General features: G+C 69.4%; 14 protein-coding genes. 8 read left to right on the plus strand and 6 right to left on the minus strand.

Annotated features, from left to right (window positions below; translation table 11 throughout):
- The first annotated feature begins 38 nt into the window (after nucleotides 1–38).
- Nucleotides 39–992, plus strand: coding sequence for an anti-sigma-D factor RsdA (locus B0293_RS11790; RefSeq protein ID WP_005166665.1), 954 nt, complete (start codon nucleotides 39–41; stop codon nucleotides 990–992).
- 93 nt (nucleotides 993–1,085) lie between these two features.
- Here the strand turns inward: B0293_RS11790 and B0293_RS11795 are convergent, their stop codons facing one another.
- Nucleotides 1,086–1,472, minus strand: a complete 387-nt coding sequence (locus B0293_RS11795) for a DUF5319 domain-containing protein (protein WP_005166667.1) — start codon at nucleotides 1,470–1,472, stop codon at nucleotides 1,086–1,088.
- A 135-nt stretch (nucleotides 1,473–1,607) separates the two neighbouring features.
- On the opposite strand from B0293_RS11795, the gene guaB reads away from it, so the two are divergent.
- The 3 genes from guaB to B0293_RS11810 all read left to right on the plus strand — a co-directional run bounded on the left by guaB (nucleotide 1,608) and on the right by B0293_RS11810 (nucleotide 4,991).
- Entirely contained in the window at nucleotides 1,608–3,119 is a 1,512-nt protein-coding gene (guaB, locus tag B0293_RS11800; protein WP_005166668.1) for an IMP dehydrogenase, read from the plus strand.
- 81 nt (nucleotides 3,120–3,200) lie between these two features.
- A complete protein-coding gene (locus B0293_RS11805) occupies nucleotides 3,201–3,686 on the plus strand; it encodes a DUF3574 domain-containing protein (protein WP_005166669.1) in 486 nt (161 codons plus the stop codon).
- A 171-nt stretch (nucleotides 3,687–3,857) separates the two neighbouring features.
- The gene (locus B0293_RS11810) at nucleotides 3,858–4,991 is read left to right on the plus strand and encodes a GuaB3 family IMP dehydrogenase-related protein (RefSeq protein WP_005166670.1); all 1,134 of its coding nucleotides are present in this window, start codon (nucleotides 3,858–3,860) and stop codon (nucleotides 4,989–4,991) included.
- A gap of 131 nt (nucleotides 4,992–5,122) precedes the next feature.
- On the opposite strand, the gene B0293_RS11815 is transcribed toward B0293_RS11810, so the two are convergent.
- From B0293_RS11815 to B0293_RS11825, 3 genes are all read right to left on the minus strand, one after another.
- On the minus strand, nucleotides 5,123–6,241 hold the full coding sequence (locus B0293_RS11815) for a PrsW family intramembrane metalloprotease (protein WP_005166671.1): 1,119 nt from the start codon (nucleotides 6,239–6,241) through the stop codon (nucleotides 5,123–5,125).
- Between the two features lie 37 nt (nucleotides 6,242–6,278).
- Entirely contained in the window at nucleotides 6,279–6,878 is a 600-nt protein-coding gene (locus tag B0293_RS11820; protein ID WP_005166672.1) for a hypothetical protein, read from the minus strand.
- Between the two features lie 79 nt (nucleotides 6,879–6,957).
- Nucleotides 6,958–7,512: a DinB family protein gene (locus B0293_RS11825; protein WP_005166673.1), complete on the minus strand. Its 555-nt coding sequence runs from the start codon at nucleotides 7,510–7,512 to the stop codon at nucleotides 6,958–6,960.
- A gap of 73 nt (nucleotides 7,513–7,585) precedes the next feature.
- On the opposite strand from B0293_RS11825, the gene B0293_RS11830 reads away from it, so the two are divergent.
- The 4 genes from B0293_RS11830 (at nucleotide 7,586) to B0293_RS11845 (ending at nucleotide 12,303) form a co-directional block, all read left to right on the plus strand.
- A complete protein-coding gene (locus B0293_RS11830) occupies nucleotides 7,586–9,292 on the plus strand; it encodes a GMC family oxidoreductase (RefSeq protein WP_005166674.1) in 1,707 nt (568 codons plus the stop codon).
- 9 nt (nucleotides 9,293–9,301) lie between these two features.
- The gene (locus B0293_RS11835) at nucleotides 9,302–10,024 is read left to right on the plus strand and encodes a maleylpyruvate isomerase N-terminal domain-containing protein (RefSeq protein WP_005166675.1); all 723 of its coding nucleotides are present in this window, start codon (nucleotides 9,302–9,304) and stop codon (nucleotides 10,022–10,024) included.
- A gap of 64 nt (nucleotides 10,025–10,088) precedes the next feature.
- The gene (locus B0293_RS11840) at nucleotides 10,089–10,796 is read left to right on the plus strand and encodes a flavodoxin family protein (protein ID WP_005166676.1); all 708 of its coding nucleotides are present in this window, start codon (nucleotides 10,089–10,091) and stop codon (nucleotides 10,794–10,796) included.
- A gap of 52 nt (nucleotides 10,797–10,848) precedes the next feature.
- Nucleotides 10,849–12,303, plus strand: coding sequence for an FAD-binding oxidoreductase (locus tag B0293_RS11845; RefSeq protein ID WP_039919669.1), 1,455 nt, complete (start codon nucleotides 10,849–10,851; stop codon nucleotides 12,301–12,303).
- On the opposite strand, the gene B0293_RS11850 is transcribed toward B0293_RS11845, so the two are convergent.
- Together B0293_RS11850 and B0293_RS11855 are read right to left on the minus strand one after the other, a co-directional pair.
- Entirely contained in the window at nucleotides 12,300–13,745 is a 1,446-nt protein-coding gene (locus B0293_RS11850; RefSeq protein WP_005166678.1) for an aldehyde dehydrogenase family protein, read from the minus strand. The two genes, B0293_RS11845 and B0293_RS11850, sit on opposite strands and share 4 nt — an antisense overlap.
- 19 nt (nucleotides 13,746–13,764) lie before the next feature.
- The gene (locus B0293_RS11855; RefSeq protein WP_005166680.1) at nucleotides 13,765–14,799 is read right to left on the minus strand and encodes a zinc-dependent alcohol dehydrogenase family protein; all 1,035 of its coding nucleotides are present in this window, start codon (nucleotides 14,797–14,799) and stop codon (nucleotides 13,765–13,767) included.
- Nucleotides 14,800–14,856: the final 57 nt, after the last annotated feature.

The raw sequence follows: 14,856 nt of genomic DNA on the forward strand, positions 1-14,856 counted from the left end.
GCCTACGTAAGGTTCTGGCCGCTGAGGAGGTGATCTGAGTGACCGACCGCGACCATCGGTTCTCCCCTGGGACCGATCGTGAACTGACGGCTTTCGAGAGAGGGTTGACGTCCTCCGAAGCCGAGTTCGCCGCTGATCTGTCGGCCGTTCAGGCTGATGACGCGCTGCTCGACGCGCTCGGTGGCTCGGATCCGAAGATGGCCGACGACCTCGGCGATCAGGAGCTCAACGCGCTGCTGCTGGCCTGGCGGCGTGACATCGACAGCGAACCGCTCGCGGAACTCGTCGACGTCGACACCGCCGTCGTCACCGTGAAGACCGCCGCGCTCGCCCGCAAACACGGGGGAAGACGCCGGCTGCTGGTCCCGGTGGCCGCCGCCGCGGCCGTCCTGGCCATCGCCTTCGCCGGTACCGGTCTCGCCGCGAAGGACGCGCAGCCTGGTGACACGCTCTGGGGCCTGACCAAGGTGCTTTACGCCGACCACGCCCGGTCGGTCGAGGCCGCCGCAGCGGCCAAACTCGATCTGGAGAAGGCCAACCTCGCGCTCGCCGGCGGGCGCCTCGACGACGCGCGCAAGGCGCTCGACGAGGCACAGGCCGCGCTGAGCCAGGTGACCGACGACGAAAACCGCGATCAGCTGCTCCAGCAGCACCGTCAGCTGAGTGCCCAGCTGCAGAATCCCGGTCAGCAGCCGCTGCCGCCGGATCAGCAGTCGCCCACGCAGACGCCGGTCGCGACGACCCCGCCGCCCACTCCGCAGCCGACCGCTCCGCCGACGTCGCTGCCCGGAGGCGGCAACCCCGGCACCAGCCTGCCGGGCACCACGACCCCCAGCCCGACTCCGCCGACCTCGAGCAGCGAACCGCCGCCGCCCACGACGTCGACGACGCCACCGGCCTCGGGCAACGACCCCGGTGGCTCCCGTAACGAGCCGACGCCGGGCACGGGCGCCGGAGTGCAGGCGCCGGCCGCGGCCCAAGAGACGCAGTAACACCCCGGAACACCGAAAGGGCCTGGTGAGATCTCTCTCACCAGGCCCTTTCGGCGTTCCGGCCCAAATCGCGTTTAGCCCGCTAAACGCAAGTCAGTAGGCGCTCTCGTTGGCCGTGACACCGTCCGCGAAACCACGGCAGTAGTCCCAGCTCACGTAGTCACCGGGGTTCGGATCGAACGCGGGCTCGTGCGGCCGCATGCGGCCATCGGCGAGCAGCTGCTCGAGACTGGCGCGCAGCAGATGCCAGTCGTGGTAGTGGGGTTCGTCGCATTCACCGCAGTCGACCACGATCCCGCGTACGCCGCGCGGTTCGAGAAGCGCCTGGTAGACGGCGAGATCGGAGAGGTCGGCCAGCAACTCGGTGCGCTCTTCGTCGCTGATCGGCTCGTCCAGCCGGTCGGCGTCGTCGATGAACGCGCGGGCCGGGTCGTCCGGGTCATCCGCGAACGGGTCTGGGGGCAACGCATCTTGCGGCACGCCTGCACGCTACCGGGCGCCCACCCGGGCCGGGCGGCCGCCCGGCCCGGATATCATGAGGGGCAGGCCCCCGCCGTGTTGTCACAAGCCACGGCGGCTCTCATTAGTCACCGCTAGGAAGGCCCCACGCCTGCTATGACCAGCGACAGCGTCACCGCCCCCGTCCCGAGCAAGTTCGCCATGCTCGGGCTGACCTTCGACGACGTGCTGCTGCTGCCGGCCGAGTCCGATGTGGTGCCCAGTGCGGTCAGCACCCGCACCCGGCTCTCCCGCAACGTCACCCTGAACATCCCGCTGGTCTCCGCCGCCATGGACACGGTCACCGAAGGCCGGATGGCGATCGCCATGGCCCGCCAGGGCGGGATGGGTGTGCTGCAGCGCAACCTGCCGATCGACGACCAGGCGGCCGCCGTCGAGGTCGTGAAGCGTTCCGAGGCCGGCATGGTCACCGACCCGGTCACGTGCTCGCCGGAGGACACCCTCGCCGAGGTCGACGCCCTGTGCGCGCGGTTCCGGATCTCCGGTGTGCCGGTGACGGACGCCGCCGGGAACCTGGTGGGCATCATCACCAACCGCGACATGCGATTCGAGGTCGACCACACCCGTGCCGTGCACGAGGTGATGACGAAGCCGCCGCTGGTCACCGCGCAGGTCGGGGTCACCGCGGAGGCCGCGCTCGGGCTGCTGCGCCGCCACAAGATCGAGAAGCTGCCGATCGTCGACGGCGCGGGCAAGCTGCGCGGGCTGATCACGGTCAAGGACTTCGTCAAGACCGAGCAGTACCCCAACGCATCCAAGGACCCCAACGGCCGCCTGCTCGTCGGTGCCGCCGTCGGTGTCGGGCCGGACGGGCACAAGCGCGCGATGGCGCTGGCCGACGCCGGGGTGGACGTGCTGATGGTCGACACCGCGCACGGGCACTCCCGCGCCGTCGTCGAGACCGTCGCGCTGCTGAAGAAGGAACTGGGCGAGACCGTCGACATCGTCGGCGGCAACGTCGCGACCCGGGCCGGCGCGCAGGCGCTGGTGGAGGCGGGCGCGGACGGGATCAAGGTCGGCGTCGGTCCCGGCTCCATCTGCACCACCCGCATCGTCGCCGGGGTCGGCGTCCCGCAGATCTCCGCGATCTACGAGGCCGACCAGGCGGCTCGCCCGGCCGGGATCCCGGTCATCGGCGACGGCGGCATCCAGTACTCGGGCGACATCGCGAAGGCGATCGCGTCCGGCGCGTCCACGGTGATGCTCGGCAGCCTGCTCGCGGGCACCGCCGAATCGCCCGGTGACCTGATCCTGGTCAACGGCAAGCAGTTCAAGACCTACCGCGGCATGGGCTCGCTGGGCGCCATGCAGTCGCGCGGCCAGGCGAAGTCCTACTCGAAGGACCGCTACGCGCAGGACGACGTGCTGAGCGAGGACAAACTGGTCCCCGAGGGCATCGAGGGGCGGATCCCGTTCCGCGGGCCGCTCGCGAACGTCGTCCACCAGCTGGTGGGCGGGCTGCGGTCCGGGATGGGCTACGCGGGCGCGTCGACGATCCCCGAGCTGCAGGAGGCGCAGCTGGTGCGGATCACGGCGGCCGGGCTCAAGGAGAGCCACCCGCACGACATCACTATGACCGTCGAGGCGCCGAACTACACCACCCGTTAGTCCGCCCCTTAGGACACTTACCCATCCGGTTCCGTTCCCGGGAGACTTGGCCCGCTGATCAAGTCTCCTGGGAGGAACCGGATGTCTTTTTCGCCTACGTCGCGCCGGACCGCGCTGGCCGTCTTCGCCGCCGCGGCCCTCGGACTCGGTGGCGGGGTGGCGGCTTCGGCCGTCCCCAGCGCTTCGGCCGCGCCTGCGACGCCTCAGGCCGTCGAGGCGGCCGGTCTCCAGGCGTCGCCGGGTGAGCTGTGGAAGCGCACCGAGCTGTACTTCGGCACGACGAAGCCGGGTGGCGGGGAGCTGACCGACGCCGAGTTCACCGCGTTCACCGACCAGGTCGTCACGCCGAGGTTCCCGGACGGGTTCACCGAGCTGACCGGACGCGGCCAGTGGCGCGGCTCGGACGGGGTGATCTCGCGGGAGAAGTCGAAGGTGATCGTCGTCGTGTACCCGTTCGGCGACCGCGACGCGAACCGCGAGATCGAAGAGATCCGGACCGCCTACAAGGCCGCCTTCGCGCAGGAATCCGTCCTCCGGACCGACTCGGTGGAGAAGGTCTCCTTCTGACCCACGCGCCCCACCTGTCCCACCCGCGCGACTTTAGCCCCCTAAACGCGAAACGGGTGGGGCGAGCGGGGCTGGTGTGACTTCGGGCCCGGTTCGGGAGCCCCGTCGCAGGTCACCCACGCGGCCTAGCGACAATGGGGTGTAACGGTCGTCGTTGAGAAGGGACTTGACGTGCGGGATCTGGTCGAGATCGGCATGGGCCGCACCGCGCGGCGGGCGTATGACCTCGATGACGTGGAGATCGTGCCGTCGCGGCGCACCCGGTCGTCTTCGGTCGTGTCCACCGCCTGGCAGATCGACGCGTACCGGTTCGAGTTGCCGCTGGTCACGCACCCCACCGACGCGATCGTGTCGCCGGGTACCGCGGTGGCCGTCGGCGAGCTCGGCGGGCTGGGCGTCCTCAACGCCGAAGGGCTCTGGGCCCGGCACCCGAACGTCGAGGAGGCGATCTTCCGCCTCGTCCGGGCCGCCGAGGACACCGAGGACCCGACCGCGATCGTGCGCGAGCTGCAGGAACTGCACTCCGCCCCGATCCGGCTGGACCTGCTGACCGAGGCGATCAAGACCGTCCGCGAGTCCGGTGTCACCGTGGCCGCGCGGGTCAGCCCGCAGCACGCCGCCGAGCTCACGCCGGACCTGCTGGCGGCGGGCGTCGAGATCCTCGTCGTGCAGGGCACGATCATCTCCGCGGAGCACGTCCAGCGCGACGCCGAGCCGCTGGACCTGAAGGACTTCATCGGGCGCCTCGACGTCCCGGTGATCGCGGGCGGCGTCAGTGACTACCGCACCGCGATGCACCTGATGCGCACCGGCGCGGCCGGCGTCATCGTCGGGCACGGCGCGAGCCGCGGCGTGACGAGCACCGACAGCGTGCTCGGGATCGGGACGCCGATGGCGACCGCGATCGTCGACGCCGCCGCCGCGCGCCGCGACTACCTCGACGAGACCGGCGGCCGGTACGTGCACGTGCTCGCCGACGGCGGGATGAGCGTGTCCGGCGACATCGCCAAGGCCATCGCCTGCGGTGCCGACGCGGTCATGCTGGGCGCGCCGCTGGCCGCCGCCTCCGAGGCGCCGGGGCAGGGGCTCTACTGGACGTCGGCGGCCGCGCACCCGTCGCTGCCGCGTTCGCGCGTGGCACTGGGGCCGGACTACGCCGTCGACCTCAAGACGCTGCTGTTCGGGCCGTCCTCGGACGCTGAGGGCGTCGTGAACCTCTTCGGCGCGCTTCGCCGCGCGATGGCGAAGACGGGCTACTCGGACCTGAAGGAGTTCCAGCGGGTGGGCCTGACCGTCCGTCGCTGACGCTCGCTCCCGGCCCGGGTCGCGTTTAGCCCGCTAAACGCGACCCGGGCCGCTTTGCGCTCAGGTGCCCCAGAAGCCCCATGCGCCCCTCCTGTTTCGCGTTTAGCCCGCTAAAGTCGCGCGGAGCGGTCTTACCCGAGCCGTGCGACCTCGGCCCGGGCGTGGGCGACCCGGTGCGTTTCCCGGCCGCCGGCCCGGGCGATTTCCCGGGCGAGGTCACCCGCCGCTTCGACGTGGTGACGTGCCCGGCCGCGGCCGGGCACGTGCTTGCGGTAGGCCTGGCGGTCCTTGCGCAGGCCACTGACGGCGTCGAGCAGGGCGGTGTCGATCACCCCGGCGTCGACCTCCGGCCCGAGCAGGTCACGTATCCAGCCGCGTTCCACGCGGGCGGCCCGGCGCAGCACGGCGAACAGCGTGACGAGCTCGATCACCGCGATCACGAACGGCAGCGCCACGGCCAGCGGCCCGCCGCCGATACCACCCATGTCGTCCCACGCGAAGTGGAACACCATGGCCGCCAGCATGCTCGACACGCCCAGTGCGACGCGGCGTTCGCGGCCCAGTATCCACATCAGCCCGGCGCAGAAGATGGCGCTGAACAGCGCGTGCGACACGATCCCGGAGGCACCGCGCGCGGCGAACACCTGCAGCGAGGTGGTGAACTGGTCGGCGCCGAAACTCTGGGCCGCGCCGTTGTACACATAGAGCACGTCCTCGAAGACCTGGAAGCCGAGGCCGATGAACGCACCGATGATGAACCCGTCGTAGGCGCTGCGGATCAGCTGTGGCGCGAGCCCGATCAGCAGGACGAGGCCGAGCGCCTTGCCCCATTCCTCGGTGATCGGGGCGGTGAGCCCGGCGGCCCAGTTCCCGGCGAAAGCGGTGCCGCCCAGTTTCGCCCAGATCTCCAGCAGCGCGCTGTTGGCGGGGAGCGCGATCCAGAACGGTGCCGCGACACCGCCCCAGGCGAATCCCGCCGCGAGCAGCCCTGCCGGTTGGGACGTGTAGCGGTTCTGCCGACGTAGCAGCATCAGCCACGGCACGAGGTAGAGCCCGAACAGCAGGACGCCTCCGGCCAGCGCCGGGGTGTAGTAGCCCGTGGAGCCGAAGTACCGCACGATCGTCAGCGCACCCCCGCCCAGGCCGAGCAGGTAGACCCAGAAGGCCAGGTTGTGCCGCTGGAGGAAACGGAAGGGGGTTCCCCAGCCTGACTCTTCGATCGCGGTCAGCTGCGCCGCCTTGCCGCTCATCGGTTCGCTCCGGGAGTGATGCTGCGCAGGAGCGACGTCACGTCGTCGCGGTAGTGCTCGAACTGATCGGGTGCGGTGCGCACCCGGACGAGCAACGCCGGCGCGGTGTCGGCGGCCTGACCGGGCCAGGCACCTTGAACGCGACGTCGAGTGCGTCGCCGCCCGGTCCGGTGCCTGCTTGCGCGACCCCGGTCAGCCCGGCGGCGGTCGTGACCGTGCCTCGCTCCCCGTCGACGCCGGGCGTGTTCCCTTCCGCCCGTTCGACCTGGTCGAGGAATGCTTCCGCCGATCCGGTGTACCCGGTGCCGCGGAACTCGATCGACGCGCCGCCCGCGGCGATCGTGATCTGCAGGCTCGCCGGGTTCGCCGGAGCGCCGGATCCGGTGAGGGTCCCGCTCTCCAGCTGCCAGCCCACCGGCGGGACGGCCGTCGCCCCGGCGCCGAGATCCAGTACGTCACCGGCCCGGATCTCGTTGCGCCACGGGATAGCGGCGTTCAGCGCGGGGAGCCCGTAGATCAGCACCAGAGCGATGCCGAGCGCGATCAGCGCAGGCTTGAAAGTCCGCCGATCGAGTCCCAGGAGCCGGTGTTCCACCGGAACCCAGTCTTCCGGCGGCTGTCGCGTGCTGGCGCTCACCCGCCTGTTCCTCTCCTCGGTAACCCCGTCCACGGAACTGTAAGCAGGTTCCGGGATTTCCGCGTTTCCAGTCGCGTGGTCAGGCCCCTGCTGCCCGGGCGGCACGTTCGATCTCCGTCCGCCGGGCTTCCCAGAAGGCCGCGTCCTCGCCGGGTGCCTCGACGGTGCCGTCCAGGTGCTCCCGCAGGATGTCGGCGTGCCCGGCGTGCCGGTTGGTCTCGGTGAGGATGTGGACCAGGACGTTGAACAGCTTCACGTCGGGGCGCGGCCACCAGGGCACATGGCCGGGCGAGTCGACGTCGAGCGCGGCGATGGTCGCGTCGGAGTGCGCCCAGACGCGCCGGTAGAAGCCGGTGATCTCCCCGCGGGTCTCGTGCTCGGTCGCCCACAGATCGGTGCCGCGTTCGGGGATGGCCTCGGGAAACGGCCGGTCGAAGACCTCGCCGAAGTACCGGGCCTCCCACGTCGCCAGATGCTTGACCAGACCGAGCAGGTTGGTTCCGGTCGACGTCAGCGGACGGCGGATGTCGTACTCGGACAGTCCGTCGAGCTTCCCCAGCATCGTTTCGCGGATTTCTCGCAGGTCACTGTGCAGGTATTCCTTCGCGAACTCGTCGATCACCAGTCCGAGCATGCACCAGGCGAAAGGTAACCGGCGAGTAACTTACCTCTGGTCAGAAGAGGTGGCCGGGGTTACAGTCGAGGGTGTGACTGCCAGTAACACCACCACTGAAGACGACTTCGACTACGACGTGATCGTCGTCGGTTCCGGGTTCGGCGGCAGTGTCGCTGCCCTGCGCCTGACCGAGAAGGGCTACCGCGTCGCCGTCATCGAGGCGGGCCGCCGCTTCGCCGACGACGAGTTCGCGAAGACGTCCTGGGACCTTCGCCGCTACGTCTGGGCGCCCCAGGTCGGCTGCTACGGCATCCAACGCATCCACATGCTCAAGGACGTCATGGTGCTCGCCGGCGCGGGTGTCGGCGGCGGCTCGCTGGTCTACGCGAACACGCTCTACCGCCCGCTGAAGCCGTTCTACGTCGACCCGCAGTGGTCCCACATCACCGACTGGGAGTCCGAACTCGGCCCGCACTACGACCAGGCCAGTCGCATGCTGGGCGTGGTCACCAATCCCAGCGTCACGCCGTCGGACGTCGTGATGAAGGGCGTCGCGGAGGACATGGGCGTCCCGGGCTCGTACCACCCGACGCCGGTCGGCGTGTACTTCGGCAAGCCGGGGGAGCGCAGCGAGGACCCCTACTTCGGCGGCGCGGGCCCGGCGCGCACCGGCTGCACCGAATGCGGCGCCTGTATGACCGGCTGCCGCGTCGGCGCCAAGAACACCCTTGTCAAGAACTACCTCTACCTCGCGGAGAAGGACGGCGCGCAGGTCATCCCGCTCACCACCGTGAGCGCGATTAGCCCGCTAAACGCAGGTGGGTACGAGGTGAGCATCAAGAAGACCGGGACCACCTCGCGGAAGTTCCGGCACAAGCTCACGGCCGCGCAGGTGGTGCTCGCCGCGGGCACGTGGGGGACACAGAACCTGCTCCACAGCATGCGCGACACCGCCAAGCTGCCGAAGCTGTCGCCGCGTCTCGGCGAGCTGACCCGCACCAACTCCGAGGCCATCATCGGCGCCGCCCGCACCTCGGTCGACGAGGCGCGGAACTTCAGCCGCGGCGTCGCGATCACGTCGTCGATCCACCCGGACGACAACACACACATCGAGCCCGTCCGCTACGGCAAGGGCAGCAACGCGATGAGCCTGCTCCAGACCATCGCCACCGAAGGCGATTCGACGGTCCCGCGCTGGCGCCAGGCCGTGAACTTCATGCTCAAGCACCCGGTCCAGACGGTCCGCCTGCTCAACGGCTACCGCTGGAGCGAGCGCACGGTGATCCTGCTGGTGATGCAGAGCCTCGACAACTCCATCACCACCTACACCAAGCCCGGCCTCTTCGGTCGCCGCAAGTACACCTCCAAACAGGGCCACGGCGAGCCGAACCCCAGCTTCATCCCCGCCGGGCACGAGGCCAACCTCCGCACCGCCGAGCGCATCGGCGGGATGGCGGGCGGCACCTGGGGCGAGATCTTCGACATCCCGCTGACGGCGCACTTCATCGGCGGCGCCCCGATCGGGACGGCGCCCGACAACGGGGTGATCGACCCGTACCACCGGGTCTTCAACTACCCAGGTCTGTCCATTGTGGATGGATCGGCGATCACGGCGAACCTTGGCGTGAACCCTTCGCTGACCATCACCGCACAGGCCGAGCGGGCGTTCTCGTTGTGGCCCAACAAGGGCGAAAAGGACAATCGGCCGTCGCAGGACTCGGCGTACGCGCGGCTGGAGCCGATCTCGCCCAAGAATCCTTCGGTTCCGGCGGACGCACCGGCCGCACTTCGGCGGTAGGTTGGGTGAGTGACCGCTTCCGAACGCGCACACGCGCTGTTGGCCCGGGTACGCACCCTGCACGACGAGTGGGCGCTCGTGGCCCGTGGACTCGACGAGACGGCCGTGCGCGCACCCAGCGCGCTTCCGGGCTGGGCGAGGGCGCATCTGATGTCGCATGTCGCCCGCAACGCCGACGCCCTCGGCAATCTGCTGAACTGGGCGAAAACCGGTGTCGAGACACCGATGTACGCCACCGCCACGGCGCGTGACGAGGGGATCGAAGCCGGAGCCGCCCGATCCGCAGAGGAGATCGTGGCCGACGTGGTGGACTCGGGCGAGCGGTTCACGGACCTGGCGGCATCCCTGCCCGACGACGCGTGGACCGGTGAGGCGCGTGATCGCCTCGGCCGGACGATGACCGGTGAAGGTGTGCTGGGCAAGCGGCTGTCCGAAGCTTCGATTCATCTCGTGGACCTGGACTTCGGCTACGACTTCGCCCGTGTCGCCGCTCTCCTCGGAAGCGAATTCGAAGTGGTCGTGAGCATCGCGATCGCGTCGTACGGTGATGGGCTTCCCGCTGTTCTCCTGGTCGCCGTCGGCGACGACGGGACCCGGCGCGAGTGGCGGATGGGCACCGGTGACGCGGTCAAGGTGACCGGCTCGCCCGGCGATGTCCTTGCCTGGATCACCGGCCGCGGTGACGGATCCACTTTGGACGGCGAGGTACCGCCGCTCCCGCATTGGCTCTGACGAAAAGAATTCCGTAAGCCTTCGGGGGCTTCCGCCGTGCGGACACCGGTGGTGTCCTTGAGCGATGGACTACGACTTCAGCGGTCTCAAGGCCCTGTTCGTGAACTGCACACTCAAGAGATCCCCGGAGAAGAGCAATACCGACGGCCTCATCGGGATCAGCCGCGACATCATGGTCAAGCACGGCGTCGAGGTCTCCGTGCTGCGCGCCGCCGATCACGACATCGCGACCGGCGTCTGGCCCGACATGACCGAGCACGGCGCCGCCTCCGACGCCTGGCCGGAGCTGTACCGGCAGGTGATGGACGCGCAGATCCTCGTGCTCTGCGGGCCCATTTGGCTGGGCGACAACAGTTCGGTGATGAAACGCGTCATCGAACGGCTTTACGCCTGCTCGTCGCTGCTGAACGACGCCGGCCAGTACGCCTATTACGGTCGTGTCGGCGGTTGCCTGATCACCGGGAACGAGGACGGGATCAAGCACTGCGCGATGAATGTCCTCTACAGCCTTCAGCATCTGGGCTACACCATCCCGCCCCAGGCGGACGCCGGGTGGATCGGGGAGGCGGGACCCGGTCCGTCCTATCTGGACGCCGGTTCCGGTGGGCCGGAGAACGATTTCACGAACCGGAACACCACGTTCATGACCTGGAATCTGCTGCATCTGGCCTCGATGCTGCACCGTGCTGGTGGCATTCCCGCCCACGGGAACCAGCGCTCGGAGTGGGACGCGGGCTGCCGCTTTGATTTCGAGAACCCCGAGTACCGCTGACCCGGCCGGGTGATCAGCACAACCTCGCCGTGACCCGCGCGTCTTCACAAGTATGAAGTTGGGGCGAAGGAACTTTCTCAAGCTCGCCGGCGCGACCGCGGTCGGGGCGGCCGCGACGGCGTGCTCCGCCGCGCCTCCCGCACAAGCGCCCACCTCGGCTCCTGGCGTGTCGCCGCCGCCGAGTACCAGCTTCTCGGCGCCGTCCGGACCGCCGGACTGGGCCGCGTTGCGGAACAAGGTTTCCCTGCTCCTGCCGGGGGATTCGGGATACGACAGCGCCAAACGCGTGTTCAATCCGGCCTTCGACGGGCTCAAGCCCGCCGCGATCGCGAAATGCGCCAAGCCGGAGGACGTGCAGGCCGCTGTCGAAGCGGCGGCCAGGCGGGTCCCGATCGCCGCTCGCAGCGGCGGCCACAGTTATGCCGGGTATTCGGTTCCCGACGGCGGCTTGATGATCGACCTCGGTGGAATGTCCTCAGTGGACGTTCGGGGAGAACAGGTCGTGATCGGTGCGGGAGCCAAGCTCAAGGACGTCTACGCCAAGCTCGGTGGCGCGGGTCGTTGCCTGCCGGCGGGTTCCTGCCCCAGCGTCGGGATCGCCGGGCTGACGCTCGGTGGCGGTATCGGTGTCCTCGCCCGCAAGTACGGACTCACCTGCGATCACCTGGTGTCCGCGCAGGTCGTCACTGCGGACGGGAAACTCCGGACGGCGTCGGCGGATTCCGAGCCCGAATTGTTCTGGGCGTTGCGCGGCGGTGGCGGCGGCAACTTCGGTGTCGTCACGTCGTTCACTTTTCGCACCGACCCGTCGCCTTCGGTCGTTTCGGTGTTCTCCTTGCATTTCCCGGCGGGTAGTGCGAACGAGGTCCTCGCCGAGTGGCAGCGCTGGCTGCCCGAGGCCCCGCCGGAACTATGGGCGAACGTCGTGCTGTCGGGTGGATCTCCCGTCGGCGCGAGGATTTCCGGCTGCTATGTCGGCGATTCCGCTTCGCTCGCCAAGGTGCTGGACAGGTTGACCGGCAAGATCAACGGCACACGGACGGTGAAGCAGCTCGACTATCTCGGTGCCATGAAGTACTTCTCCGGCAGTGAGAGCCGACAGTCCTTTGTAGCCTCGTCGCGAATTCTTGGCGAGCCGACGGATCCCGCGAAGCTGACATCGATCCTCAACGGCAGGCGCGGCATGGATCTCCTGGTCGACGGTCTCGGCGGCGCCGTCGCCGACGTCGCGCCGGATGCCACCGCGTTCTGGCACCGGAAGGCGATCGGCAGCGTGCAGATCTACAGCCAGGCGGATACGCGCAACCGTTCCGCGGCAACGGATTCCGTCGCGGAAGTGGTGACGGGGATCGGGCTGAGCGGGGGCTACGTCAACTATATCGACCCCGCCCTGCCCGACTGGATGACGGCCTACTACGGCGACAACGCCACCAGGCTCAAGCAGGTGGCGAAGACCTACGACCCGGACAAGGTCTTCGGGTTCGCGCAGGCCGTCACCCCGGCCTAAAGGTCGATGCCGGTGAAGACGGTGACGCGTTCTTCGGTGAGGTCGGTCATCGCAGCGAGAACGCCTTCGCGGCCGACGCCTGATCCTTTGACGCCGCCGTAAGGCATCTGATCCGCGCGGTAGGACGGGACGTCACCGATGATCACGCCGCCGACTTCCAGTTCGGTCGACGCGTAGAAGGCGAGATGCACGTCGCGGGTGAACACTCCGGCCTGCAAGCCGTACGCGGATTCGTTGACCGAAGCGAAAGCCTCGTCGACCCCATCCACAATGGACACCGCGAGCACCGGGCCGAAGATCTCTTCCGCCCAGGCCTTTGTGGACGGTGGGACGTCGGTGAGCACGGTCGGCTCCACCGTCGCGCCGTCCCGTTTGCCGCCGGTGAGGATCTTCGCACCCGCGGCGACGGCCTCGTCGATCCAGGCCACGATCCGCTCCGCGGCGGCTTCGTCGACGACGGGTCCCACGTCGGTGTTCTTGTCGTAGGGGTCACCGGTTTGCTGTGACTGAACGGCTTCCACCAGGGCGGGCACGAATTCCTCGGCGATCTCGCTTTCGACGATGACCCGCTGCACGGCGATGCAGGACTGCCCGGCCTGGTAGTTGCCAAAAGTCGCGATCCGGTGCGCGGCGCCTTCGGGGTCCGGCCAGTCCCGGAGCACGACGGCGGCCGCGTTGCCGCCGAGTTCGAGCACGACGTGCTTGCGCGGCGCGGCGTCCGCCAGCGACCAGCCGACCGGACCCGAACCGGTGAACGACACGACCGGCAGACGCGGGTCCGCGACCAGCGCCGAGGTCTCCTCGTTGCCGAGCGGCAGCACCGAGAACGCGCCTTCCGGCAGGTCTGTTTCGGCCAGGATCTCGCCGAGGATCAGGGCGGCCAGCGGCGTGCGCGGCGCGGGTTTGACGATGATCGGCGCGCCGACCGCGAGCGACGGCGCGACCTTGTGCGCCACCAGGTTCAGCGGGAAGTTGAACGGCGCGATGCCCAGCACCGGGCCGCGCGGGACACGGCGGGTGAGGGCCAGCCTGCCCTCGCCCGCCGGGTCGGTGTCCAGGCGCTGCAGGTCACCGCTGAACCGGCGGGCCTCCTCGGCGGCGATCCGGAAGACCGACACCGCGCGCCGAACCTCGGCGTCGGCCCACTTGAGCGGCTTGCCGTTCTCGGCGGTGATGACCTCGGCGATCTCCTCGGCCCGGCCGGCGATGACCCGCGAAACGTGATCGAGCGCCGCGGCGCGGCTGTGCGCCGAGGACCGCCGGAACTCCTTCGCGACGCTCGCCGCCGCGCTCACCGCTCGCTCGACCTGCTCCGGGCCGGGCACCGCGACGGTGGCGACTTCGCTCCCGTCGTACGGGTGGTGCACGGTGAGCGTCGAAGCGCCCTGCTCAGGGCGGCCGGCGATCCAGGCGGGACGCGGCTCCGGGGTGATCATGTCCATGGATGACAAGGTATTCCAGTCAGGGCTTGACGAGCACCTTGAGCGCTTCGCGATCCGCCATCGCGCGGTAACCGGCGGGGACCTCTTCCAGCCCGATGGTCCGGTCGAACACCTTGCCCGGGTGGTACCTGCCCTCGGCGACGTCGTCGAGCAGTTCGGGGATGTAGTGGCGGGCGGGAGCGACCCCGCCGGTGACGGTGATGTTGCGTCGGAAGAGTGAAGGACCGATCGGGCCCTCGGCGTACTGCGGCAGGCCGACGCGGCTGACCGTGCCGCCGGGGCGGACCGCGCCGACGCCCATCTCGAAGGCGGGCTTCGTACCGACGCATTCGAGGACGGTGTGCGTGCCTTCGCCGTTCGTCAGCTCTCGCACCTTCTCGATGCCTTCGTCGCCACGCTCGGAGACGACGTCTGTCGCGCCGAACTCGCGGCCGAGGTCCGTACGGGTCTGGTGACGGCCCATCAGGATGACGCGCTCGGCGCCGAGTCGCTTCGCGGCGAGGACCGCGCAGAGGCCGACGGCGCCGTCGCCGATGACAGTGACCGTGGTGCGCTCGTTCACGCCCGCCTTGACCGCGGCGTGGTGGCCGGTCGGGAAGACGTCGGAGAGCGTGAGGAGCGAGGCGAGCAGGTTGTCGTCCTCGGTGTGCGGCAGTTTCACCAGGGTGCCGTCGGCCTGCGGGACGCGGACGGCCTCGCCCTGACCGGCGTCGACGCCCTTCGCGCCCCAGTGCCCGCCGTGCAAGCAGGAGGTGTGGAGGCCTTCGCGGCAGAACTGGCAGGTGTTGTCGGAGTAGACGAACGGCGCGACGGCGAGGTCACCGGTCTTGAGCGTGGTGACGTCGGCGCCGACGGCCTCGACGAGGCCGAGGAATTCGTGACCGATCCGGACGCCGCGGTCGCGCGCGGGCATGCTGCCGTACGGCCAGAGGTCGCTGCCGCAGATGCACGCGCGGACGACGCGGAGGAGGGCGTCGGTGGGCTCGCTCAGCTTCGGGTCCGGGACGGTCTCGACGCGTACGTCGCCGGCGCCGTAGATGACAGTCGCTCGCAAGACGGCTCCTTTCCTGGGCTGGCCCCAGTATGGGCGCGTCGCGTTTAGCCCGCTAAA

Source organism: Amycolatopsis azurea DSM 43854 (genome assembly GCF_001995215.1).
Classification (GTDB): Bacteria; Actinomycetota; Actinomycetes; order Mycobacteriales; family Pseudonocardiaceae; genus Amycolatopsis; species Amycolatopsis azurea.

What these genes read in the sequence shown, in the direction of transcription:
- guaB (WP_005166668.1), top strand. Translation starts at nt 1,608, where the DNA reads ATGACCAGCGACAGCGTCACCGCCCCCGTCCCGAGCAAGTTCGCCATG.
- B0293_RS11805 (WP_005166669.1), top strand. Translation starts at nt 3,201, where the DNA reads ATGTCTTTTTCGCCTACGTCGCGCCGGACCGCGCTGGCCGTCTTCGCC.
- B0293_RS11815 (WP_005166671.1), bottom strand. Translation starts at nt 6,241, where the DNA reads ATGAGCGGCAAGGCGGCGCAGCTGACCGCGATCGAAGAGTCAGGCTGG.
- B0293_RS11825 (WP_005166673.1), bottom strand. Translation starts at nt 7,512, where the DNA reads ATGCTCGGACTGGTGATCGACGAGTTCGCGAAGGAATACCTGCACAGT.
- B0293_RS11840 (WP_005166676.1), top strand. Translation starts at nt 10,089, where the DNA reads ATGGACTACGACTTCAGCGGTCTCAAGGCCCTGTTCGTGAACTGCACA.
- B0293_RS11845 (WP_039919669.1), top strand. Translation starts at nt 10,849, where the DNA reads ATGAAGTTGGGGCGAAGGAACTTTCTCAAGCTCGCCGGCGCGACCGCG.
- B0293_RS11850 (WP_005166678.1), bottom strand. Translation starts at nt 13,745, where the DNA reads ATGGACATGATCACCCCGGAGCCGCGTCCCGCCTGGATCGCCGGCCGC.